The sequence below is a fragment of the Fervidibacillus halotolerans genome, assembly GCF_026547205.1.
Classification (GTDB): Bacteria; Bacillota; Bacilli; order Bacillales; family Caldibacillaceae; genus Fervidibacillus; species Fervidibacillus halotolerans.
On the sequence record NZ_CP106877.1, the window covers coordinates 1,949,624 to 1,972,394 of the forward strand.

The window sequence follows — 22,771 nt, forward strand, 5'->3', positions numbered from 1 at the left end:
TTGCGGGGGTAGGATTTGAACCTACGACCTTCGGGTTATGAGCCCGACGAGCTACCGGACTGCTCCACCCCGCGACGATTATATAAACACTTTATTTTGGTATGCTCCGAGTATTCCAACTGTCCCGATTTCGGAATGCTTATTCACCGATGCTTGCGAAATCGGTACAACTCGTTGCTTTTTCGAAGAGGCTTCGCTCGTTGCTCCACCCCGCGATGATTATATAAACACTTTATTTTGGTATAATCTAAGTATTCTGATTAGCATAAGTTCATATTTCATTAAATCAACTTAGAAGCGGAGGAGGAGGGATTCGAACCCCCGCGCGGTTTGACCCGCCTCTCGGTTTTCAAGACCGACCCCTTCAGCCAGACTTGGGTACTCCTCCATAAATGGTGGACCTTGTAGGACTCGAACCTACGACCGGACGGTTATGAGCCGTCTGCTCTAACCAGCTGAGCTAAAGGTCCAACTAATCCGGATTAGAGTTGATATAAATGATAGCGGCGGAGGGGATCGAACCCCCGACCTCACGGGTATGAACCGTACGCTCTAGCCAGCTGAGCTACGCCGCCATAATAAATATTAATTTAATGAAATTTTGTAAAATGGTGGAGCCTAGCGGGATCGAACCGCTGACCTCCTGCGTGCAAAGCAGGCGCTCTCCCAGCTGAGCTAAGGCCCCATCTATTAAGTAAATCGGGAAGACAGGATTCGAACCTGCGACCCCATGGTCCCAAACCATGTGCTCTACCAAGCTGAGCTACTTCCCGCGACTCCAGCGCGCCCGATAGGAGTCGAACCCATAACCTTCTGATCCGTAGTCAGACGCTCTATCCAATTGAGCTACGGGCGCATATAATGCCGAGGACCGGAGTCGAACCGGTACGATAGTCACCTATCGCAGGATTTTAAGTCCTGTGCGTCTGCCAATTCCGCCACCCCGGCATATAAGAGCGGAAGACGGGACTCGAACCCGCGACCCTCACCTTGGCAAGGTGATGTTCTACCACTGAACTACTTCCGCGTTTAATGCGGGTGAAGGGAGTCGAACCCCCACGCCTTACGGCGCTAGATCCTAAGTCTAGTGCGTCTGCCAATTCCGCCACACCCGCAGATGGTGAGCCATAGAGGATTCGAACCTCTGACCCTCTGATTAAAAGTCAGATGCTCTACCGACTGAGCTAATGGCTCATCTTCCATTTAGTGTATAAATATTTTAATAAAGCAAATGGTGCCGGCCAGAGGACTTGAACCCCCAACCTACTGATTACAAGTCAGTTGCTCTACCAATTGAGCTAGACCGGCCTGAATAGATTTTATTATATTAAAAATGAATGGAGGATGACGGGATCGAACCGCCGACCCCTTGCTTGTAAGGCAAGTGCTCTCCCAGCTGAGCTAATCCTCCGTTAGCCTGGCAACGTCCTACTCTCGCAGGGGATCTCCCCAACTACCATCGGCGCTGAGAAGCTTAACTTCCGTGTTCGGGATGGGAACGGGTGTGACCTTCTCGCCATCGTTACCAGACCAATGGACAAATTAAAAAGAAGCAACAAGTATTATTATACACAGTTTTTGCTGTTTTTCAAGAGGAAATTTTCATTCCCTCAAAATTAGATAACGTAAGGCAATAGCCGTATGCGCTCATTTGGTTAAGTCCTCGAACGATTAGTATCCGTCAGCTCCACACGTCACCGTGCTTCCACCTCGGACCTATCAACCTCGTCATCTTCGAGGGTTCTTACTATAGCCGAAGCTATATGGGAAATCTCATCTTGAGGGGGGCTTCATGCTTAGATGCTTTCAGCACTTATCCCTTCCGCACATAGCTACCCAGCGATGCCCCTGGCGGGACAACTGGTACACCAGCGGTGCGTCCATCCCGGTCCTCTCGTACTAGGGACAGCTCCTCTCAAATTTCCTACGCCCGCGACGGATAGGGACCGAACTGTCTCACGACGTTCTGAACCCAGCTCGCGTACCGCTTTAATGGGCGAACAGCCCAACCCTTGGGACCGACTACAGCCCCAGGATGCGATGAGCCGACATCGAGGTGCCAAACCTCCCCGTCGATGTGGACTCTTGGGGGAGATAAGCCTGTTATCCCCGGGGTAGCTTTTATCCGTTGAGCGATGGCCCTTCCATACGGAACCACCGGATCACTAAGCCCGACTTTCGTCCCTGCTCGACCTGTCCGTCTCGCAGTCAAGCTCCCTTATGCCTTTACACTCTGCGAATGATTTCCAACCATTCTGAGGGAACCTTTGGGCGCCTCCGTTACCTTTTAGGAGGCGACCGCCCCAGTCAAACTGCCCACCTGACACTGTCTCCCGAAGCGATTCCACTTCGCGGGTTAGAATTTCAATACAGCCAGGGTAGTATCCCAACGACGCCTCCATGGAAGCTGGCGCTCCCACTTCCACGGCTCCTACCTATCCTGTACAAGCTGCACCGAAATTCAATATCAGGCTACAGTAAAGCTCCACGGGGTCTTTCCGTCCTGTCGCGGGTAACCTGCATCTTCACAGGTACTATAATTTCACCGAGTCTCTCGTTGAGACAGTGCCCAGATCGTTACGCCTTTCGTGCGGGTCGGAACTTACCCGACAAGGAATTTCGCTACCTTAGGACCGTTATAGTTACGGCCGCCGTTTACTGGGGCTTCAATTCGAAGCTTCGTGTTGCCACTAACCTCTCCTTTTAACCTTCCAGCACCGGGCAGGCGTCAGCCCCTATACTTCGCCTTACGGCTTTGCAGAGACCTGTGTTTTTGCTAAACAGTCGCCTGGGCCTATTCACTGCGGCTTTTCAGGGCTATGCACCCCGAAAAGCACCCCTTCTCCCGAAGTTACGGGGTCATTTTGCCGAGTTCCTTAACGAGAGTTCTCTCGCTCACCTTAGGATTCTCTCCTCGCCTACCTGTGTCGGTTTGCGGTACGGGCACCCGGATCCTCGCTAGAAGCTTTTCTCGACAGTGTGAAATCGGGAACTTCGGTACTTCATTTCCCTCCCCATCACAGCTTGATGTATGAGGAAAAGGATTTGCCTCTTCCTCCATCTTGCTGCTTGGACGCGGATATCCATCACCGCGCTTTCCCTATCCTCCTGTGTCCCTCCATTGCTCAAACGGATCCTAGGTGGTACAGGAATATCAACCTGTTGTCCATCGCCTACGCCTGTCGGCCTCAGCTTAGGTCCCGACTAACCCTGAGCGGACGAGCCTTCCTCAGGAAACCTTAGGCATTCGGTGGAAGGGATTCTCACCCTTCTTTCGCTACTCATACCGGCATTCTCACTTCTAAGCGCTCCACCGGTCCTTCCGGTCCGGCTTCGATGCCCTTAGAACGCTCTCCTACCACGGACACGTAAGTGTCCATCCGCAGTTTCGGTGATACGTTTAGCCCCGGTACATTTTCGGCGCAGAGTCACTCGACCAGTGAGCTATTACGCACTCTTTAAATGGTGGCTGCTTCTAAGCCAACATCCTGGTTGTCTCGGCAACTCCACATCCTTTTCCACTTAACGTATACTTTGGGACCTTAACTGGCGGTCTGGGCTGTTTCCCTCTCGACTACGGATCTTAGCACTCGTAGTCTGACTCCCAAGCATAAGTCGTTGGCATTCGGAGTTTATCTGAATTCGGTAACCCGATGAGGGCCCCTAGTCCAAACAGTGCTCTACCTCCAAGACTCTTCGCTTGAGGCTAGCCCGAAAGCTATTTCGGAGAGAACCAGCTATCTCCAAGTTCGATTGGCATTTCACCCCTACCCACACCTCATCCCCGCACTTTTCAACGTACGTGGGTTCGGGCCTCCAGTAAGTGTTACCTTACCTTCACCCTGGACATGGGTAGATCACCTGGTTTCGGGTCTACGACCTCATACTCTGTCGCCCTATTCAGACTCGCTTTCGCTACGGCTCCGGTTTCCCTTAACCTCGCATGAGATCGTAACTCGCCGGTTCATTCTACAAAAGGCACGCCATCACACATTATCGTGCTCTGACTACTTGTAGGCACACGGTTTCAGGTTCTCTTTCACTCCCCTCCCGGGGTGCTTTTCACCTTTCCCTCACGGTACTGGTTCACTATCGGTCACTAGGGAGTATTTAGCCTTGGGAGATGGTCCTCCCCGCTTCCGACGGGATTTCCCGTGTCCCGTCGTACTCAGGATCCACTCGGGAGAGAACGAAGTTTCGACTACAGGGCTGTTACCTTCTCTGGCCGGCCTTTCCAGACCGGTTCGTCTACTCCGTTCCTTTGTAACTCCACATTGAGTGTCCTACAACCCCAAGGGGCAAGCCCCTTGGTTTGGGCTGTTCCCGTTTCGCTCGCCGCTACTCAGGGAATCGCATTTGCTTTCTCTTCCTCCGGGTACTTAGATGTTTCAGTTCCCCGGGTCTGCCCTCCTTATTCTTTCGAATAAGGATACTGTTCGATTACGAACAGTGGGTTTCCCCATTCGGAAATCTCCGGATCGACGCTTACTTACAGCTCCCCGAAGCATATCGGTGTTTGTCCCGTCCTTCATCGGCTCCTAGTGCCAAGGCATCCACCGTGCGCCCTTTCTAACTTAACCAATTTGAACGCGTTACTCGGTTTTGTTTTGCCTTACGTTTATCTAATTTTCAAGGAACAAAATCCATCGAAGAGTTCATTAAGCCTTCCAACCGGAAGGTTGAACCCTCAAAACTGACAAGACGAAGCGTCATTCGTTCATATAGTATCCTTAGAAAGGAGGTGATCCAGCCGCACCTTCCGATACGGCTACCTTGTTACGACTTCACCCCAATCATCTGCCCCACCTTCGGCGGCTGGCTCCCTTGCGGGTTACCCCACCGACTTCGGGTGTTGCAAACTCTCGTGGTGTGACGGGCGGTGTGTACAAGGCCCGGGAACGTATTCACCGCAGCATGCTGATCTGCGATTACTAGCGATTCCGGCTTCATGCAGGCGAGTTGCAGCCTGCAATCCGAACTGAGAATGGCTTTTTGGGATTCGCTCCACCTCGCGGTTTCGCTGCCCTCTGTACCATCCATTGTAGCACGTGTGTAGCCCAGGTCATAAGGGGCATGATGATTTGACGTCATCCCCACCTTCCTCCGACTTTTAGCCGGCAGTCAGATTAGAGTGCCCAACTGAATGCTGGCAACTAATCTCAAGGGTTGCGCTCGTTGCGGGACTTAACCCAACATCTCACGACACGAGCTGACGACAACCATGCACCACCTGTCATCCTGTCCCCGAAGGGAACGCCCGATCTCTCGGGTTGGCAGGAGATGTCAAGACCTGGTAAGGTTCTTCGCGTTGCTTCGAATTAAACCACATGCTCCACCGCTTGTGCGGGCCCCCGTCAATTCCTTTGAGTTTCAGTCTTGCGACCGTACTCCCCAGGCGGAGTGCTTAATGCGTTAGCTACAGCACTAAAGGGCGGAAACCCTCTAACACTTAGCACTCATCGTTTACGGCGTGGACTACCAGGGTATCTAATCCTGTTTGCTCCCCACGCTTTCGCGCCTCAGCGTCAGTTACAGACCAGAAAGCCGCCTTCGCCACTGGTGTTCCTCCACATCTCTACGCATTTCACCGCTACACGTGGAATTCCGCTTTCCTCTTCTGCACTCAAGTCCCCCAGTTTCCAATGACCGCTTGCGGTTGAGCCGCAAGATTTCACATCAGACTTAAAGGACCGCCTGCGCGCGCTTTACGCCCAATAATTCCGGACAACGCTTGCCACCTACGTATTACCGCGGCTGCTGGCACGTAGTTAGCCGTGGCTTTCTCGTCGGGTACCGTCAAGGTACGGCCATTTCCTACCGTACTTGTTCTTCCCCGACAACAGAGCTTTACGATCCGAAGACCTTCTTCGCTCACGCGGCGTTGCTCCGTCAGACTTTCGTCCATTGCGGAAGATTCCCTACTGCTGCCTCCCGTAGGAGTCTGGGCCGTGTCTCAGTCCCAGTGTGGCCGATCACCCTCTCAGGTCGGCTACGCATCGTCGCCTTGGTAGGCTTTTACCCCACCAACTAGCTAATGCGCCGCGGGCCCATCTAGAAGCGTCGGCAAAACCGACTTTCCTTCTTCCTTCATGCGAAGGAAGAACCTATCCGGTATTAGCTCGCGTTTCCACGAGTTATCCCGATCTTCTAGGCAGGTTACCCACGTGTTACTCACCCGTCCGCCGCTAACTTTTAAAGGGCAAGCCCCTTAAAAGTTCGCTCGACTTGCATGTATTAGGCACGCCGCCAGCGTTCGTCCTGAGCCAGGATCAAACTCTCCAAAAAAGTTTGATTGCTCAAAATTTATACGCTTCGTCTTGTTCAGTTTTCAAGGTTCAACCACTTTTTAACAAAAGCGACTTTTCTATTATAACAAAAGGTTTTATCTTTGTCAAGGATTTTTGTTTTTCATCCTTGCGACGAATATTATATTATCAGGTTGCTTTTGCTTTGTCAACAAAATTTATAAATGTTTTTTTAAAAAAATGATTGGTTCCTATACATAAAGAGATACAGAATCGTTCTAAACGTATTTATATAGCGTTATTTCAAGTATTTTCTCTCATGTTTTTAGTTTTTCATTCAATATAAAATGATCAATAATAATGAACCTGCAATATAATATAGCATCTAGTTGTAATGTTTTCAATAATATTTTCTCGATTCGTCTAAATAAATCGTTTGATTATAAGTTTTAAAGGGTTTCGCGATTATCATTTATTCCTTTATTTTTTTCACTTTTATATCCACGGTATGAAAAAAGTCCTAATCCGAACAATACAATCATTCCCCCTACCCATTGGGATAAAAGAACTTTTTCACCTAAAATAAAATAAGCTAAAATTGTGGCTCCTATCGGTTCTAATAAGATCATCATTGAGACGACATTTGTACTAATCCATTTGATCGCCCAATTGAATAAAGAATGGCCTAATAATGTCGGAATAATCGCCAACAGAAGAAAATACAACCATTGTTCGCCATTGTAAGAAAATAGTGGGAAGCGGTTGAATAGTACATATAAAAACAAAACGAAAGAGCTGATTGAATATACGATAAAAGTATAAGTCACGAGTGAGACTCTTTTTCGTACAGTTTGGCCAAATAATAAATATCCTGTAATTAAACCACATGCAACCAATGCTAAAAAGTCACCGTATAACGCTTCATTGCTAACTGTAAAATCACCCCAGCTGATGATAACACTTCCGAAAATAGCGATCAGTCCACTTAAAACTGTTAAAGGAGTTAACGGTTCTTTATAAAAGATATATGTACCAACAAAGGAAAACAGGGGTTGCAATGTCACTAACACCGTTGAACTAGCAACGGATGTGTAATTTAGCGATTCAAACCATAAAATAAAATGAAAAGCCAAAAAAAGCCCTGCAATAGAAGAAAAAAACAAATCACGTCTCGTGATCTTCTTCGTTTCAGGCAAATGTTTAGCAAGATAAAATGGTAGAATAATAAGAACAGAGAAAAAGAGTCTGTAAAAAGCAATGACTCCAGAGGGAACGGACAGTAATTTCACGAAGATCGCCGATGTGGAAACAGATAGGACGCCGACGATTACCAATATATAAGGATTTATTTTCGGTGGATTCATAGAAAAACTCCTTTATTTTTGTATGATGAAAGTAAACGAAAAAATTTAGAACACGTTCTTTCTTCTTTTATTTTATCGGATTCAATTTGTTTTTTTAAGAATTATATTTATGTGTAAAAAGGGGGGATTAAAATGCTAGCTTATTTAGATATGGATTTATTATTAAAATTCAGCTTATCGACCGCTTTAGGATTAATCATTGGCTTAGAAAGGGAGATGAAAAGAAAACCGGTCGGGTTAAAAACGACCCTTGTTATTTCAATCGTTTCTTGTTTACTCACGATCGTCTCGATTGAATCCGCATATAAGGCGACGGGATCCGAATCAGGAGTATCGATTACGATGGATCCACTCCGTTTAGCAGCACAAATCGTGTCAGGAATTGGCTTTTTAGGTGCTGGTGTCATTTTACGCAGGGGGAATGATACCATTTCCAATTTAACGACAGCGGCCATTATTTGGGGAGCAGCAGGGATTGGTATCGCCGTTGGAGCAGGTTTTTACTTGGAGGCAATCGTAGGAGTAATCCTTATTATTATCAGTGTCGAACTGATTCCCACTATTATGACTTTCATCGGGCCGAAGCCTTTGAGGGAAAAAGAAATATCTTTAGAAATCGTCGTTACAGAAAAAAAGGAAATGGAGACCATTTTGGATACAATGAATGAAAAAAAGGTGTCCATTTACAAATTTCGAATTAGGGATTTAAAGGACGGAAGCCACGCCATCCATTTAAAGGTTGGAATTCCCTATAAAATGAAAACGACCGATTTTTATTATCTCGTATGTACAATCCGAGGGGTCAAACATGTCGATTTGGAAAGATTGGATTGATTAACCAATTACATGTAAAATCCATCAGGAAAGAATAGGAAAACAAATCCATCCCATTTCTCAAAAAAAAAACCCTTTTTCAGGGCATTTGTAAAAATAGAAAACGTTTATAACTGTTCCAATCATTTTATTCATCTATTAATTTCAATTATTCCTTTACAATAAACACATCAAATCCTGCCTTCTTAGCTCTTTCTGCCAATGCTTCAGCATTTTTCTTAATTCGAAATGCACCGATTTGCACCTTATACCATTGGGGGGCTTCTCCATCAGATGGTGGTAGAGGTGTTTGTTTTTTCTTTAATTGAAAAGCTTTTACCAAACCGTTCACATGACCCCGGGCGATTTTTTCTAGAAATGTATCATTTTTCAATAGATTTGCATCCTTCGAGCGATCGATAAAGCCGTTTTCCGTTAATAATGCATCCATTTTCGTTTCCCTTAAAACGTGGAAGTTGGCCTGTTTCATTCCCCGATTTCGAAAATCAACTTGTTTTAATACCTCTTCGTGAATAACCTTTTGAAGGTTTTTCGTCCGTGTTGGAACGGTCGTGTAGACATAGCTTTCAAAGCCCGTTCCTCCTCCTGCATTTATATGAATAGAAAGATAAAAATCGGCGTTCCAACTGTTAGCGTTGTTCGTCCGTTCTGATAAACTTACGGTTTGATCTCCCGTTCGGCTCATTCGTACCGATACACCTTCATATTCATTTACCAACATTTGTGATATTTTCCTTGCAATTTTTAAATTAAGATTTTTTTCTAATAATCCATTTCCAACTGCACCGGGGTCAGTCCCTCCATGTCCTGGATCAATAAATATTTTTACCACGATATTCACCTCCCTATATCGTATGACACTTTGGAAAATTGGAATGTGTGAATGGACTTGACAGGTCGCGGAATTATTGGATACCTTTCTATTTGAAAATATAGATGTGAGATCAATTAATGGCTAAGGGAAGTGTATTGAGGAATCGACTGATGAAAAACAGGTGAATTCATGATTAGTGGAATGATTTAGAGGAGTTTCAAAACTACGTTACTTTCCGTTTGTTGGCATGTCATCTTTTTTCACAATCATCTTCGTTTGATCAAATAAACCTGAAGCGGATAAACCGATAATCAACCCGAACATGACCTTTTCCTGAATCGTTTCTACATTTACATATGTGAAACTAGCAATCATCCCAAAAATCAGTGATACAGCGGGCAAATATTTCTTCTTCACCCACTCCAATCGCTTTACGACTTCGGTCAATCCGGTAACAATCGAAATTAAAAACGCAAGTTCAAACATGTTCTCCCCTCCCTTTTTATTATTTTATCGAATTAGGAAAAAAAGAAGCTAGAGGTAAATGAATTATTTTTAAAGAATGTTCAATCAAATTAGATTAAAACTAGTCAGTGTGTAAAACGAACTTGACAACGAACCGAATGAATTATACAATCAAATTGTAAAGAATGTTTTACATGTTAATAGACGTAAAACAGACCACCTTCGAAACAATGGAAAAGGAAAGGAAACGAAATGGAAAATCGAATCAAAGAGCTACGGGAACGGAAAAATTTGTCCCAAGGAAAATTGGCTGAATTGTGCAACGTAAGCAGACAAACGATTAATGCCATTGAAAATAATAAGTATGATCCGAGCCTTCCCCTTGCTTTTAAAATTTCAGAAACATTGGGATTTTCGATTGAAGAAATTTTCAAGTATAAGGAGAGAGGAAAATGAACTCGAGAAAAATTGCTGGATTACTATATGGGGTTGCAACAATCATCGTTCTTGGTTTTTCCATTTACAAAATCGTAATCGGGGAAGAGATTGGATTTAATGAAATCACGACAATCGGTATACTTGTTTCAACCTATTTTACCATGATCACTTGGGGAAGTAGAGAAGAAAAGGATGGGATATTCCCAGACGATGAACTTGGACAACGAATTACAGAAAAAAGTGCAAAAATTGGTTACTTTGTGTTATTGATTGCGATTTTTATTGCATTGGTAGTTGACAAAATAATAAACGGAGATTCTAATATAGTATTATTGCTTTTAATGACGCTAGCTATGGTTACATTACCCACGATTGAATATATATATTCGAAAAAATTTTAATTAGGTAGGTTTAGTTATTTTTAACCCTTGGTTGCATTGAATTGCGATCGCCCACATTCCGATTGAAAACCGAGTGAAAAAAATCACACGCAATATCGATGAAAACGGTATAATGGGGATGATAACTTGATTGAGGTGATATATAAATGAAACTCGTCATCCCAAAGCAGCACGGTGCGTGGGCGATGCTAATCATCCCTTTTCTTTTAAATATGTTTGCTAGTCATCCAAAGTGGGGACATCTTTTTCTCTTTTTCGCATGGCTATTCTTTTATTTAGCGACATATTCATTTTTACAAATGATAAAATTGCGAAAACAGAATTTGTATTTGAAATCCTTTATCCTTTTTCTCATTTTCGCCTTACTTTTCGTATCCGTTCCTTTGTTCAATGAACCGTCTTTATTTTATTTTGGTTTATCCTTACTTCCACTATTTTGTATCAATGTATATTATACAAAAACGAAAAATGAACGGGCGTTTCTCAATGATGTCATAGCGATTATCAATTTCGGTATCGGTGGTCTAGCGAGCTTTTACTATGGGGACCATACAATCGATGAAACGGCGATCCTCCTTTTTTCCCTTCATTTTTTCTATTTCTTCGGAACGATTCTCTATGTGAAAACGATGATCCGGGAAAAGCACAATATTCGCTATAAATATTACTCTTGGCTGTATCACGTTGGGATAGTGTTCGTACTTCTTCTTTCTCAATATTATGCCTTCGCAGTCGCCTTTTTGCCAAGTGCCGTCCGTGCCATCGTCCTTTACGGAAAAAAACCAAAGATGAAAACGATCGGTATGATCGAGATTTTAAATGCAATCTACTTCTTTTTTATACTAATAATGTTTGAAATATAAATCTTCCTATTCATCCTCTTCTATACGTTCTGTATAAACAATGAAACTCCTTTTTCAAATAAACAAATCTTTAAGGGCAAAAAATCCACAGTGGATGCGCCCTTTTTTTATTTTTCAAAAAATGATATTGATCCTTTTCTATTTTTTACATCCCTCAAACTAAGAAACAAAAATCAATCAAAAATCAGTTAAATCATCACGATTTCTTTTCATGACAAATGTCATCTCCAACCAATGACAATCCTTACTTACCTCCCGTTTTCCAAACATCTAAAATAAATGATACTTGGAGGTGTATGGTATGGAATCTGTTGTTAATGTCCAAAATCTGTCAAAAACATATGGCGGGAAATCCGTCGTCCATCATGTTTCCTTTACGATTCAAAAAGGAGAAGTCGTCGCAATTCTCGGACCGAATGGGGCAGGAAAAACGACAACGATGAAAATGATCCTCGGGCTAACCCCTCCGACTTCAGGTAGTGCAACGATTTTCAACACTCAATCGACACAAGTAAAAGTTAAAGAAAAAATTGGTGTAATGCTTCAAGAAATTGATTTGATCGACCGTTTAACCGTCCGTGAACTGATTGAACTGATCCGAAGTTATTATTCTTCCCCGTTATCATTCGAACGGTTAGTAGAAATAGCCGGAATCCGAAGAGAAACATTGAAATCGATGGCTAGTAAATTATCAGGAGGACAAAAGCGAAGGCTCGGGTTCGCCCTCTCTTTAGCGGGAAATCCGGAGTTATTAGTCCTAGACGAACCGACCGTTGGAATGGATATTCATGGGAGGGAATCTTTTTGGGAGAAAATTGCTGATTTGCAAAAGGAAGGGAAAACAATTCTTTTCACCACCCATTACTTACAAGAAGCGGATGAATTTGCGGACCGAATCATCCTTTTTCAAAACGGAAAAGTCATCGCTGATGGAAAACCGAATGAAATAAAAAGCAGAATTCGTTTCGACGCCGTTTCATTTTTGTTAAAGGAGCAAATTCCAATTGATTTCCTTAAAACACTCCCTTCTGTTACCGATGTTTATGTTCAATCGGAACGAATATATGTTGTATCAAAAAATACAGATGACATCTTGCGAACAATTTTTGAACAAAATCTCCCAGTTCATAACATTCAAATTGAAAAAGGAAGTTTGGACGATGCATTCAAACATTTAATGTTACTTGAAAAGGAGCATTTGCAATGAATATGATCAAAAATCAAAGTAAGATGGAAATCATTCGAATATTGCGGGATCCTTATTATCTATTTTGGTCACTTTTTATGCCGATCGTTTTTTATACGTTCTTTACGAAAATATTTACGAATAACTTACCCGATCAAAATCTATGGCAAGCCCATTATTTAATGTCGATGACAACTTTTAGTGTCATGGGTTCAGCAATTATGAATTTAGGGATTCGGATGGTTGAAGAAAATAATAAAGGATGGACCATTTTCCTTCGCGTCACCCCCCTTTCTAATGGAGTATATTTTTTCTCTAAAATGATTGCCCAAACAATCATTCACATACTTTCCGTTGTAGTAATTTTTACGGCAGGATTCATCATTAATCATGTGACCCTATCTATCGAGCAATGGCTGTTCAGTGCCCTGTGGATTATCATCGCATCATTTCCTTTTTTAGCGATCGGAACATTTATCGGAAATATGAAGAATATTAGCGCTGCTACTGCCTTTAGTAATATTTTATACTTGTTACTAGCCTTCCTCGGGGGGATGTGGATGCCCATTGAGATGATACCCGATTCAATCAAAACAATTAGTCAGTGGCTTCCATCCTTCCATTACGGGAATGGTGCGTGGGAAATCATCCGTGGGAATCCTCCAAAATGGAATAATTTTGTTATTTTGCTTGTTTACTTTATTCTTTTTATATTACTATCTATTTATAGAAGAAAAATGCAAACGTCTCGTTCATAAATATGGGGCTGTAGGTTGGATATTTTTGAAAGTGGTGCAATCTATGGATCAAAATAAAAGGAGTTTTGAACTCTTTCCAAAGGAATTTGGATTCTTTCCGTACGTGTTTTTAAGTTATCTACTATTCCCAATCATTTCTATTTCCTTTACGGCAGGAATTAAAAAAATGATTGGGTACTTTCTTCTCGTCATTTTTTTCATCTCATATCGAAGGCTATTTTTCCTTCCATCGGGAAAACAGTTTACCTTTTGGGTCGCCATTCAAATGATTATCGTCTATATTTTTACTTTTTCCTATCATCACTTTTTATTTCTCCTCGGTTTTTACCCTGGGAATTTTATCGGTTGGTATAAAGGAGATCGCCAATTCAAACGAGCGGTTGTAGCATACTTCGCATTTAACTTCCTATTGGTAATCTATTTTTCTTTACAATATCCTATGGAAAAAACTCTCTATTATGTCCCAAATATTATAGCTATGATGTTGTCACCCTTCGCAGTCAGATCCTTTTTTAAAAGAATTGAATTGGAAAAACAACTGGCAAAAGCAAATCAACGGATCGAAGAACTTGTCAAAAGGGAAGAGCGTGTGCGCATCGCCCGCGATCTTCATGATACCCTTGGACACACATTATCCCTTATCACATTAAAAAGTCAATTACTCCAAAAAATGATCAATAAAAATTTAGATCGAGTGAAACAGGAAGCAAGTGATATCGAAAATATTTCGCGAACAGCTTTAAGAGAAGCCCGAAAAATGATTTCCGATATGCGATCAATGAAAATTTCTGAAGCACTGCTTTCAATTGAACAGATGTTCCAGCATGCAGGAGTCAAATGCATTGTCGAAGGAGAAACATATATTAACAATCTCTCCATGTTCACACAAAATTTAATCAGCATGTGCTTAAAAGAGGCTGCAATAAATATTGTAAAGCATAGCAATGCTTCCATTTGTCGTATTGTCATTCAGAAAAAGGACGGGTTTTTTTCCATAAATATTCGTGATGATGGAATCGGATTTAACGAGTCTGTTCAAGAAGGAAACGGATTAAAGGGAATCAGAGAACGGTTATCCCTGATTAATGGTACTGCTCGCTTTGAAAATGTAAACGGAGGAGCCCTCGTCCAATTGAAAATTCCAATCATTATGAAGGAATATAGGGGAGAATGATCCATGATTCGTTTATTAATCGCCGAAGATCAACGCATGCTTAGAGGAGCCCTTGCCTCATTACTCGCTTTGGAAGACGACATTGACATCGTCGCTGAGGTGGATAACGGGAGAGATGCTATTGAAATCATAAAAACGCTAAAACCAGATATTTCTTTACTCGATATCGAAATGCCGATGATGAGCGGATTAGAGGTTGCTGAGGAAGTGAAAAGGGAGGGAATGGATTGTCGAATCATCATCCTTACTACGTTCGCACGTCCCGGTTATTTTGAACGTGCTTTGAAGGCTAATGTATCCGGATATTTATTAAAAGATGGATCGATCGAAGAACTTGTAGCTGCGATTCGAAATGTCATGAAGGGGAAAAAGATTTATTCACAAGAACTAATGATTGCAAGTATAACGGAAGAAAATCCACTAACCGGAAAGGAAATTGAAATTTTACAATTATCAGCAAGGGGAAAATCGACAAAGGATATGGCGAAAATCCTTTATTTATCACCAGGGACGATTCGGAATTATTTATCGGAAATTAACCAAAAGCTTGGTACGAAAAATCGAATCGAAGCGATTGCCGTAGCCGAAGAAAAGGGATGGCTCTGAATAAAACGTCCAACTAAGTAAATATATTTTTTATAATTTAATCAATGAAAAAGCAAAAGGAAGAAAGGGGTAACTGGCTCCCTTTCATCCGAAAGTGGTTAAAAATGAATTCTTTAAAACCGTTCTCTAGTCGCGGGATTAAAATAACGCTTATACATGAAAGTGTATAAGCGTTTTTCGTATGGAGCATACCGGGCTCGAACCGGTGACCTCTTGCATGCCATGCAAGCACTCTCCCAACTGAGCTAATGCCCCATTATAAAAATGAATCTTGTACGTTTCTGACAAAAACAATTATATATCGAATACATTTTTTTTGCAACAGCTAAATTGATTTTTCTTACGATTTGTTACCTGGTCTGCAAAGCATCAAGATCTTCATTTGTACACAAAAACTGATACATTTTTTCTCCATTAATCGACCTCCCATGCTTTTCCTAAAGGAACATTTCATTTACAATAGACTTAAAGTTCAAATAATAAATGACCGATTCTAGCTAAAGGGGTATATTCATGAAAAAATGGCAACGATGGATTCTTTTCTCTATCCTATTCCTGTTTATATTGACAATTTCTGCATGTACACAGGTTAGTAAACCATCAATGAACCATTCTATAAAGATGATGGAACAAACATCCCTCCACGGAAAACACGCGGATTTCTCCTTCGAAAAGAATTCGACACAAACACGATTTGAACCGATTCCCCTTGAACGGGATGAAATCGTAACCGTTGAACAACAAGAAGAATTTGAACCGCAAATATCATACGTGACAAAAACACATGTCAATTTGCGGGAAGGACCATCCACTGACTATCGGATTATCACAACTGTACCAGCGGGAGAAAGGGTGGTTGTTTCGAACGAATCCGAATATTGGTTCGAAGTCGAATACGGTCAGTACAGCGGTTACATTAGTGCTTTATACGTAAAACCGGTTATAACAGCAAGTACGGAAAATGAAGGATTGTCCAAAGATTATACATCTTCCGCCTCGGAAAAACGAATTCCAATTTTAATGTATCATGCCATCGATGAATATAAGGGGAAGGGAATTAAAGAACTGTACGTTACTCCGGAAAATTTTAAAGCACAAATGGAATACATAAAGTCAGAAGGATTTACGCCCATTACCTTTGAAGATTTACCGTACATCGATCGATTTGAAAAACCAATCATGATTACATTCGATGACGGATACAAAAACAATATGAATGCCTATGAAATTTTAAAGGAAATGACTGATTCACAGTTTCAAGGGAAGGCAACCATTTTTATGGTCGGCAAAAAAATTGATACGAAATCCGGATTATCAACAGCCCAGTTAAAAGAGATTAGTAGCTCCGGAATCATCTCCGTTCAATCCCATACGGAGACCCATCCGAATTTAACTGAAACGACCAATCTAACTCCAGAATTACGGGATATTAAATGGAAATTAGAAAATATTACAGGCAAACCAGTGATCGCTTTTGCCTATCCGTCTGGAAAATATGATGAACGGGTGATAGCCGAAACAAAAAAATATTACAAATATGCCGTCACAACAATGCCAGGCATAGCGTCACTGAACAACCCTTATGAATTGAAACGTATTCGAATCAATTATAGTACGAGTTTGGAAACCTTTATCCAACATCTCCAATAATTGAAGTTGGGAAAATGATGATTTTTATCGTAAAAAAAAGGAAGTCCACGCCTTTAAAAAAATCGTCATGAACCTTTTCGTTGAAAATAGTCTAATTCAATAATCCAAAGAAAAATGTATATTCTTTCTCCCAAATGAATGTAAAACAAACGCGGCAACCGTTTCGCCGCGTTTTTTCTGTTACAGTTTCATCCTCTTTTTGACCGATTTTACCCAAAACCCACCATAAATGGTTTTCGGTTCATAGGCGATGATAAAAGCACTTGGGTCCAGATCCTTAATGGTCGTATATAGTTTTAATTCATATTTCCGCGGTGTTAATATTTGCATCGCCATCCGGTCTCCTTCCCATCCGCTCGCTTGCCAAGTCGTTACCCCATATCCTTGTTCCCTTAATGTCTTCGGCAAATCCTTTTCATATTCCTTCGTAATAACATGGACCGTAATATACCCGAGAGCAAGCTTTTCCTCCAGTTTCATTCCGACGATGACCCCAATTCCGTAACCGAGAGCATAGGCGATTAAATTTTGAATTTGATTTAAATTCTCCAAAACGAGTCCCAATCCGACGACATAAATCACAACTTCCACCATACTGATGAACGCTGCTAAATATCTTTGCCCTTTCATCGTAAAAATCATCCGTATCGTAAAAAAAGAAACGTACACGATATTGATTACCAAAATGATAAGAACCATAGTAAATGCTTGTTCAGTCATAGACATCCTCCTAGGGAATTTTATTCGAAATATTACCATTAACTACCATATATGAAAGAAAGCTATAATAAACATATGATTCTTATTCAAACCGTTACTCTTAAACGGAAATTTGAATGGGAAAGTAACGATTGATTCTAAAAAAGTATGGCAAAAAGTTTATACCCTTTCGTCCAATGATTAGACGATTTGGGAAGGAATTCCGAATTCACGATGCATATCATCGCATTTCCCTAGGAGAAGGCTATCCATTAAAGGCGCTTCTCTAAGGATGAAAAAAGGATTTATTTCTTTGTTTTTCTTAACATTACTTTACTTTGGTCGATTTTTCAAAAAATTTTCACCAGCAAACCCTCGCACTTCATCTTCTTTAAAATACTTTAGTAATTTCACAATTAAATTTTGCGTCTGGGATGCATCTTCTAAACCTTTGACTTTTTCTGTAATCCCATCGAAATCGGATCCGAGACCAATTTGATCCACACCACCAAGGGAACAGAAATGATCGATATGTCGAATCAAATCGTCAATCGTCGCGTCTCCACTTTCTGTAATAAAGGGTGGATTGTACACGACGTGAATCATCCCTCCTTTTTTAATTAGGGCTCCTGCTTGCTCATCTGTTAAATTCCGGGGATGATTGCATAACGTCTTTGAATTGGAGTGACTGGCGATCGGATAATCGGCCAATTCCATGACATCCCAAAAACCCCTTTCAGAAAGATGGGAAACATCGGTTAATACTTTATGCTCATTATTCATCTGGACGATTTCTTTTCCAAAAAGGGAAAGACCGCCGCCACGAGGTTCACCGACGCCATCTGCAGCCAAATTTGCCCCATTCCACGTTAATCCAACAGACAATACGCCGAGACGGTAAAGGGTTCGCAAATTGGCAAGGTCATTTCCAATTCCATCTACCCCCTCCAACGTTAAAAAGGCACCGATTTCTCCATCCTTTAGATCCTCAAAGTCATGCCATGTTTTTATCTGCTTCATTTCCGGATTCTTTTTTAAAATTTCTTCATAAAACGTATCCACTTGTTCCAAAATTGCTGAAAATTGTTCAGCTGTTTTCACATTCGGTTCAATGAAAAGAGCAAAGGCCTGGACTTTCACTTTTCCCTTTTGAAGCCGGTACAGATTCGTATCCAATTCCTTTCCATTTCGAAAAGAAAGATTTCCTTTCGATGCCGTCATTTTCCAAAGTGCGTCACAATGAAGATCAATAATGTTCATCTTTTTCCACCCTTTCTTACATGTTTTAACGTGGCTTTTATAATTACAATCATTGTATATCAAGTTGTAACAATGATAAATAACAGATTTTGCAACCGATTTATGATATTTCAAAGGATTGTAGTTCACACTATAACTAGTCATAGCTAACAAGTTTATCGGAACTTTACCATTGATTTATGTTATAAAGTTTCGTTACGCTTTTTCTTTTTTCCCTTTTCACACATGAAGGCGGTTGGTGAAAATGAGATTTCCAATGATACATCGTTTTGAACGGTTTCCATATATTATCCGTTTAATGATTATCGTCACAATCCTTTTAAGCTTATTCGGTCTAATCATTCATTGGATTGAACCAGAACAATTTCCGAGTCTATTTGATGGAATTTGGTGGGCGATTATTACTTCTTCAACGATTGGATACGGTGATTATATTCCGGTAACTCCTTGGGGACGGATCGTTACAATCGTCTTAATTTTAGCAGGAGTTGGCTTTTTATCAACATACTTCGCTGCATTGGCTACCGTGGTCGTTAGGAAACAAAATAAAATTACTAAGGGGACGTTAAAGGTGAAGAATAAAAATCATTTCATCATCATCGGATGGAATGAACGATCAAAGGAAATAATTCATATGATCAGAACAATTTTCCCAGATCGGGCAATTGTGTTAGTTGATTCAAGTTTAAAAAAGAATCCTTTTCCAGAAGATTATCATTTGTACTTTTTACGGGGAACACCCTTTTCCGATGAAATGTTTATGAAGGCAAATTTGAAAGAAGCAAAGATTGTCATGATTACAGCAGATGCATCTAAAAATGAAATCAACGCGGATATGCAAACGATTTTAACGATTGTAGCAGTGAAGGGATTTTCTCCAAACACTTACTGTATTGCTGAAATTTTAACCGAAGACCAGATTGTAAATGCTAAACGGGCCGGTGCCGATGAAATCATTCCATCTAATAAAATTACCGGCTCAATAATGATGCAAACGATTATTAATCGTGGTGTCTCAAGCGCTTTTCTCGATGTATTAAATACGAAAAAAGGAATGCAAATTGAAAGATTAAAAAATCATCCATTTACTGGTTACTCAGTTGAATCGACGATCCGAATTCTCCTACAAGAAAGAAAAACATTAATTGGAATTTATCAACATGGGAATCATTTCATATCTCCATCCCCGAACGATTTTATTCAACAGGATGACCATCTCCTCATCATCAACCATGGAGAAGGGGACTGTCCCCTTTAGAACAGCCCCCTCTCTTCGTTATTTCAATCGTTTTTCCAATTCAGCTTTCTTTTCTTCAAATCCAGGTTTTCCAAGTAATGCAAACATATTTACTTTGTATGCTTCCACACCCGGTTGATCGAAAGGATTAACACCGAGTAAATACCCACTCATCGCACAAGCTTTTTCAAAGAAATAGACGAGATAGCCAAAAGTGTACGCATCCATCGCTGGAATTTTCACAATCAAGTTCGGAACATTTCCGTCCGTATGGGCTAAAATCGTTCCTTCAAAGGCCTTCGTATTTACGAAATCGACGGTTTTTCCGGACAAATAGTTTAATCCATCCAAGTTCTTTTCTTCTTCCTCGATCGTTAATTCATGTCGGGGAGTTTCTACTTTAATAACCGTCTCAAACAAATCCCTACGCCCTTCTTGAACGTATTGTCCTAAAGAATGGAGATCCGTTGAAAAATTAGCGGAAGAAGGATAAATACCCTTTTGATCCTTACCTTCACTTTCACCGAATAGTTGTTTCCACCATTCAGCAAAGTATTGAAGACCCGGCTCGTAATTGATAAGCATTTCAATCGTTTTTCCCTTGTTATATAAAATATTTCGAATGGCTGCATATTGATAAGCAACGTTTTCTTCCAATTCCGACTTACTGAAATCTTCCCTAGCCTTTGCTGCACCAGCCATAATTTGCTCAATATCGATACCACTTACAGCAATTGGAAGTAACCCGACAGCTGTCAAAACAGAATAACGACCACCCACATCATCAGGAATAACGAAAGTTTCATACCCTTCTTCATTAGCAAGAGTTCGAAGTGCACCTTTCACTTTATCCGTCGTTGCATAAATCCGCTTCCGAGCTTCTTCAACACCGTATTTTTCTTGAAGAAGTTTCCGGAAAATACGGAAGGCAATGGCCGGTTCCGTCGTTGTTCCAGATTTGGAAATGACGTTAATGGACCAATCCTTTCCTTCCAATAAATCCATTACGTCTTTCATATATGTAGAACTAATATTGTTTCCGACAAAAATCACTTGTGGAGTATTTCTTTTTTCTTTTGGAAGGGCATTATAGAAACTATGGTTTAACATTTCAATTGCTGCCCGGGCCCCTAAATAGGAACCACCGATTCCGATTACTAAAAGAACATCCGAATCATTTTTAATCTTTTCAGCGGATTTTAAAATTCGGGAAAATTCTTCTTTATCGTAGTTGACGGGTAAATCGATCCAACCGAGAAAATCATTCCCTGCACCAGATCCTTCATGTAAAGCGTGATGGCTCACCTTTACTAAATCTTTCATTTGCGACAACTCATGCTCACCGAAGAAAGTTAAAGCCTTTGAATAATCAAATTGAATATGGGTCATTCCTTTACCTCCAATGACGAAATTTTTTACGACAAAAACACGATTCATTCCCATACTCACTGTAACGAATTGTGAAAAAAATATCAAGATATGGCTGAGTTTGTAAGCGCGCCCAATTGTGAAAGGTTTTTTTCATCAAAGTAACCGATTGAAATGAAATATCATCTTCCCCGTAAAAGTGGATGGTGTTTATAAAGGATTAAAGGGATTGTTCATAAATGGCCCGTACATCTTCTTCCCGTAATTTTTTAAACCGACCGAATTCTCCCTTTTTCATCGCCCGGTCAACTAATATATCGAGATTTTGATCATCGATCCCGTAATCGGCTAACCGACTTGGAGCACCGATCTTCGTCCAAAATTCCCGTAATTTTTCAATACCTTCCAAACCGATTTCTTCATCACTTTTTCCAGTTGGGTCCACATGAAATACCCGTTCTGCTAATTGTCGGAATCGAGCTGGGTTTTCTGTTAACACATGTTTCATCCAATTCGGGAATAAAATGGCGAGCCCTCCTCCGTGGGGAATATCGTAAACAGCGGAAACCGCATGTTCCAAATTATGAGTTGCCCAATCTCCAGCATAGCCCATTTGCACCATTCCATTAAGCGCCATCGTACCACAATATAAAATGGTCTCACGATATTCATAATTCTCCAAATCATTAATCAGCTTCGGTGCTGTTTCCATGACAGTTAATAAAATCGATTCACAAAGCCGATCTTGTAGAGGAGTGTTTGTTTCCACGTGAAAATAATGTTCAAACACATGGGACATGATATCAACAATTCCGTAAATCGTTTGATTCTTAGGAACGGTAAACGTATGGACCGGATCGAGTATTGAAAATTTAGGAAATACAAGGGGTGAACCCCAACCATACTTTTCTTTCGTTTCCCAATTTGTAATTACACTTCCAGCATTCATTTCTGAACCGGTAGCTGCTAACGTTAAAACAGTACCTAGAGGAAGGGCTGCTTTTGGAACAACTTTTTTATCGATGATATCCCACGGATCACCTTCGTATTTTGCTCCTACAGCGATCGCTTTCGTACAATCAATCACACTTCCTCCGCCCACTGCAAGTAAAAATTCGATCCCCTCTTTTTTACATATTTCCACTCCTTTACGAACGGTGGAAATTCTCGGATTCGGTTCAACACCAGGAAGCTCAAACCGTTCCGCTCCAATTTGATCGAGTATATCGACAACTTGATTATACAATCCGTTTCGTTTAATGCTCCCTCCTCCGTACACAAGCAAGACCTTTTTCCCATACTTTGGAATTTCATTGGCCAATTCCCTCAGTTGTCCACGGCCAAAGATTAATTTCGTTGGGTTATGAAAAATAAAATTGTTCATATTTTTAACCTCCTTATTTGCATTA

17 protein-coding genes, 14 tRNA genes and 3 rRNA genes are annotated in these 22,771 nt (G+C 41.2%); 10 read left to right on the top strand and 24 right to left on the bottom strand.

Annotation, left to right across the window (positions count from 1 at the left end; translation table 11 throughout):
* The 17 genes from OE105_RS09305 to OE105_RS09385 form a co-directional block, all read right to left on the bottom strand.
* A tRNA-Met gene (locus OE105_RS09305) sits at positions 1-74 on the bottom strand.
* Positions 75-298: 224 nt separating this feature from the next.
* Positions 299-388: transfer RNA gene (locus OE105_RS09310), tRNA-Ser, on the bottom strand.
* A 5-nt stretch (positions 389-393) separates the two neighbouring features.
* Positions 394-470: transfer RNA gene (locus tag OE105_RS09315), tRNA-Ile, on the bottom strand.
* A 31-nt stretch (positions 471-501) separates the two neighbouring features.
* Positions 502-575 (bottom strand) — tRNA-Met (locus OE105_RS09320).
* 34 nt (positions 576-609) lie between these two features.
* A tRNA-Ala gene (locus OE105_RS09325) sits at positions 610-685 on the bottom strand.
* Positions 686-699: 14 nt separating this feature from the next.
* A tRNA-Pro gene (locus OE105_RS09330) sits at positions 700-773 on the bottom strand.
* 9 nt (positions 774-782) lie between these two features.
* Positions 783-856 (bottom strand) — tRNA-Arg (locus OE105_RS09335).
* Positions 857-862: 6 nt separating this feature from the next.
* Positions 863-948, bottom strand: a tRNA-Leu gene (locus OE105_RS09340).
* Positions 949-955: 7 nt separating this feature from the next.
* Positions 956-1,027, bottom strand: a tRNA-Gly gene (locus OE105_RS09345).
* A 6-nt stretch (positions 1,028-1,033) separates the two neighbouring features.
* Positions 1,034-1,115: transfer RNA gene (locus OE105_RS09350), tRNA-Leu, on the bottom strand.
* A 3-nt stretch (positions 1,116-1,118) separates the two neighbouring features.
* Positions 1,119-1,194: transfer RNA gene (locus tag OE105_RS09355), tRNA-Lys, on the bottom strand.
* A gap of 38 nt (positions 1,195-1,232) precedes the next feature.
* Positions 1,233-1,308: transfer RNA gene (locus OE105_RS09360), tRNA-Thr, on the bottom strand.
* A gap of 30 nt (positions 1,309-1,338) precedes the next feature.
* Positions 1,339-1,411, bottom strand: a tRNA-Val gene (locus tag OE105_RS09365).
* A gap of 4 nt (positions 1,412-1,415) precedes the next feature.
* Positions 1,416-1,530 (bottom strand): 5S ribosomal RNA (gene rrf / locus OE105_RS09370).
* Between the two features lie 121 nt (positions 1,531-1,651).
* Positions 1,652-4,580, bottom strand: a 23S ribosomal RNA gene (locus OE105_RS09375).
* A 154-nt stretch (positions 4,581-4,734) separates the two neighbouring features.
* A 16S ribosomal RNA gene (locus OE105_RS09380) occupies positions 4,735-6,285 on the bottom strand.
* The 16S, 23S and 5S rRNA genes sit together here with 13 tRNA genes alongside, the layout of an rRNA operon.
* 409 nt (positions 6,286-6,694) lie before the next feature.
* Entirely contained in the window at positions 6,695-7,609 is a 915-nt protein-coding gene (locus tag OE105_RS09385) for a DMT family transporter (protein WP_275419923.1), read from the bottom strand.
* A 132-nt stretch (positions 7,610-7,741) separates the two neighbouring features.
* Between OE105_RS09385 and OE105_RS09390 the strand changes: the two genes are divergently transcribed.
* Entirely contained in the window at positions 7,742-8,443 is a 702-nt protein-coding gene (locus OE105_RS09390) for an MgtC/SapB family protein (protein WP_275419925.1), read from the top strand.
* Positions 8,444-8,591: 148 nt separating this feature from the next.
* Here the strand turns inward: OE105_RS09390 and OE105_RS09395 are convergent, their stop codons facing one another.
* Positions 8,592-9,275, bottom strand: coding sequence for an N-acetylmuramoyl-L-alanine amidase (locus OE105_RS09395; RefSeq protein WP_275419926.1), 684 nt, complete (start codon positions 9,273-9,275; stop codon positions 8,592-8,594).
* 210 nt (positions 9,276-9,485) lie between these two features.
* A complete protein-coding gene (locus OE105_RS09400) occupies positions 9,486-9,743 on the bottom strand; it encodes a holin (RefSeq protein WP_275419927.1) in 258 nt (85 codons plus the stop codon).
* Between the two features lie 231 nt (positions 9,744-9,974).
* Here OE105_RS09400 and OE105_RS09405 point away from each other — a divergent pair, with 231 nt between their 5' ends.
* The 7 genes from OE105_RS09405 (at position 9,975) to OE105_RS09435 (ending at position 15,148) form a co-directional block, all read left to right on the top strand.
* Positions 9,975-10,178 carry a helix-turn-helix transcriptional regulator gene (locus OE105_RS09405; protein ID WP_275419928.1) on the top strand — a complete coding sequence of 68 codons (204 nt, stop codon included), beginning with the start codon at positions 9,975-9,977 and terminating at the stop codon, positions 10,176-10,178.
* On the top strand, positions 10,175-10,561 hold the full coding sequence (locus tag OE105_RS09410) for a hypothetical protein (RefSeq protein ID WP_275419929.1): 387 nt from the start codon (positions 10,175-10,177) through the stop codon (positions 10,559-10,561). The genes OE105_RS09405 and OE105_RS09410 overlap by 4 nt, the downstream gene beginning before the upstream one ends.
* A 146-nt stretch (positions 10,562-10,707) precedes the next feature.
* Positions 10,708-11,424: a YwiC-like family protein gene (locus OE105_RS09415; protein WP_275419930.1), complete on the top strand. Its 717-nt coding sequence runs from the start codon at positions 10,708-10,710 to the stop codon at positions 11,422-11,424.
* Positions 11,425-11,725: 301 nt separating this feature from the next.
* Positions 11,726-12,631 (top strand): ABC transporter ATP-binding protein, encoded by a 906-nt coding sequence (locus OE105_RS09420; protein WP_275419931.1) that lies wholly within the window; start codon positions 11,726-11,728, stop codon positions 12,629-12,631.
* The gene (locus OE105_RS09425; protein WP_275419932.1) at positions 12,628-13,368 is read left to right on the top strand and encodes an ABC transporter permease; all 741 of its coding nucleotides are present in this window, start codon (positions 12,628-12,630) and stop codon (positions 13,366-13,368) included. The genes OE105_RS09420 and OE105_RS09425 overlap by 4 nt, the downstream gene beginning before the upstream one ends.
* A gap of 31 nt (positions 13,369-13,399) precedes the next feature.
* Positions 13,400-14,542: a sensor histidine kinase gene (locus OE105_RS09430; RefSeq protein ID WP_275422153.1), complete on the top strand. Its 1,143-nt coding sequence runs from the start codon at positions 13,400-13,402 to the stop codon at positions 14,540-14,542.
* 3 nt (positions 14,543-14,545) lie between these two features.
* Entirely contained in the window at positions 14,546-15,148 is a 603-nt protein-coding gene (locus OE105_RS09435) for a response regulator transcription factor (protein WP_275419933.1), read from the top strand.
* Between the two features lie 182 nt (positions 15,149-15,330).
* On the opposite strand, the gene OE105_RS09440 is transcribed toward OE105_RS09435, so the two are convergent.
* Positions 15,331-15,403 (bottom strand) — tRNA-Ala (locus OE105_RS09440).
* A gap of 258 nt (positions 15,404-15,661) precedes the next feature.
* On the opposite strand from OE105_RS09440, the gene OE105_RS09445 reads away from it, so the two are divergent.
* Positions 15,662-16,798: a polysaccharide deacetylase family protein gene (locus OE105_RS09445; RefSeq protein WP_275419934.1), complete on the top strand. Its 1,137-nt coding sequence runs from the start codon at positions 15,662-15,664 to the stop codon at positions 16,796-16,798.
* Positions 16,799-16,978: 180 nt separating this feature from the next.
* On the opposite strand, the gene OE105_RS09450 is transcribed toward OE105_RS09445, so the two are convergent.
* On the bottom strand, positions 16,979-17,518 hold the full coding sequence (locus OE105_RS09450; RefSeq protein ID WP_275419935.1) for a DUF2179 domain-containing protein: 540 nt from the start codon (positions 17,516-17,518) through the stop codon (positions 16,979-16,981).
* Positions 17,519-17,830: 312 nt separating this feature from the next.
* Positions 17,831-18,757 (bottom strand): dipeptidase, encoded by a 927-nt coding sequence (locus tag OE105_RS09455; RefSeq protein ID WP_275419936.1) that lies wholly within the window; start codon positions 18,755-18,757, stop codon positions 17,831-17,833.
* Between the two features lie 244 nt (positions 18,758-19,001).
* Between OE105_RS09455 and OE105_RS09460 the strand changes: the two genes are divergently transcribed.
* A complete protein-coding gene (locus OE105_RS09460) occupies positions 19,002-20,015 on the top strand; it encodes a potassium channel family protein (RefSeq protein WP_275419937.1) in 1,014 nt (337 codons plus the stop codon).
* An 18-nt stretch (positions 20,016-20,033) separates the two neighbouring features.
* Here the strand turns inward: OE105_RS09460 and OE105_RS09465 are convergent, their stop codons facing one another.
* Positions 20,034-21,383 (bottom strand): glucose-6-phosphate isomerase, encoded by a 1,350-nt coding sequence (locus OE105_RS09465; RefSeq protein ID WP_275419938.1) that lies wholly within the window; start codon positions 21,381-21,383, stop codon positions 20,034-20,036.
* A 199-nt stretch (positions 21,384-21,582) separates the two neighbouring features.
* Positions 21,583-22,746 carry an iron-containing alcohol dehydrogenase gene (locus tag OE105_RS09470; protein WP_275419939.1) on the bottom strand — a complete coding sequence of 388 codons (1,164 nt, stop codon included), beginning with the start codon at positions 22,744-22,746 and terminating at the stop codon, positions 21,583-21,585.
* Positions 22,747-22,771 lie beyond the last annotated feature (25 nt).

Excerpts from the sequence above, each read along its gene's own strand:
- OE105_RS09385 (WP_275419923.1), bottom strand. The coding sequence starts at position 7,609 with ATGAATCCACCGAAAATAAATCCTTATATATTGGTAATCGTCGGCGTC.
- OE105_RS09390 (WP_275419925.1), top strand. The coding sequence starts at position 7,742 with ATGCTAGCTTATTTAGATATGGATTTATTATTAAAATTCAGCTTATCG.
- OE105_RS09400 (WP_275419927.1), bottom strand. The coding sequence starts at position 9,743 with ATGTTTGAACTTGCGTTTTTAATTTCGATTGTTACCGGATTGACCGAA.
- OE105_RS09405 (WP_275419928.1), top strand. The coding sequence starts at position 9,975 with ATGGAAAATCGAATCAAAGAGCTACGGGAACGGAAAAATTTGTCCCAA.
- OE105_RS09410 (WP_275419929.1), top strand. The coding sequence starts at position 10,175 with ATGAACTCGAGAAAAATTGCTGGATTACTATATGGGGTTGCAACAATC.
- OE105_RS09415 (WP_275419930.1), top strand. The coding sequence starts at position 10,708 with ATGAAACTCGTCATCCCAAAGCAGCACGGTGCGTGGGCGATGCTAATC.
- OE105_RS09420 (WP_275419931.1), top strand. The coding sequence starts at position 11,726 with ATGGAATCTGTTGTTAATGTCCAAAATCTGTCAAAAACATATGGCGGG.
- OE105_RS09425 (WP_275419932.1), top strand. The coding sequence starts at position 12,628 with ATGAATATGATCAAAAATCAAAGTAAGATGGAAATCATTCGAATATTG.
- OE105_RS09435 (WP_275419933.1), top strand. The coding sequence starts at position 14,546 with ATGATTCGTTTATTAATCGCCGAAGATCAACGCATGCTTAGAGGAGCC.
- OE105_RS09445 (WP_275419934.1), top strand. The coding sequence starts at position 15,662 with ATGAAAAAATGGCAACGATGGATTCTTTTCTCTATCCTATTCCTGTTT.
- OE105_RS09450 (WP_275419935.1), bottom strand. The coding sequence starts at position 17,518 with ATGACTGAACAAGCATTTACTATGGTTCTTATCATTTTGGTAATCAAT.
- OE105_RS09455 (WP_275419936.1), bottom strand. The coding sequence starts at position 18,757 with ATGAACATTATTGATCTTCATTGTGACGCACTTTGGAAAATGACGGCA.
- OE105_RS09460 (WP_275419937.1), top strand. The coding sequence starts at position 19,002 with ATGAGATTTCCAATGATACATCGTTTTGAACGGTTTCCATATATTATC.
- OE105_RS09465 (WP_275419938.1), bottom strand. The coding sequence starts at position 21,383 with ATGACCCATATTCAATTTGATTATTCAAAGGCTTTAACTTTCTTCGGT.
- OE105_RS09470 (WP_275419939.1), bottom strand. The coding sequence starts at position 22,746 with ATGAACAATTTTATTTTTCATAACCCAACGAAATTAATCTTTGGCCGT.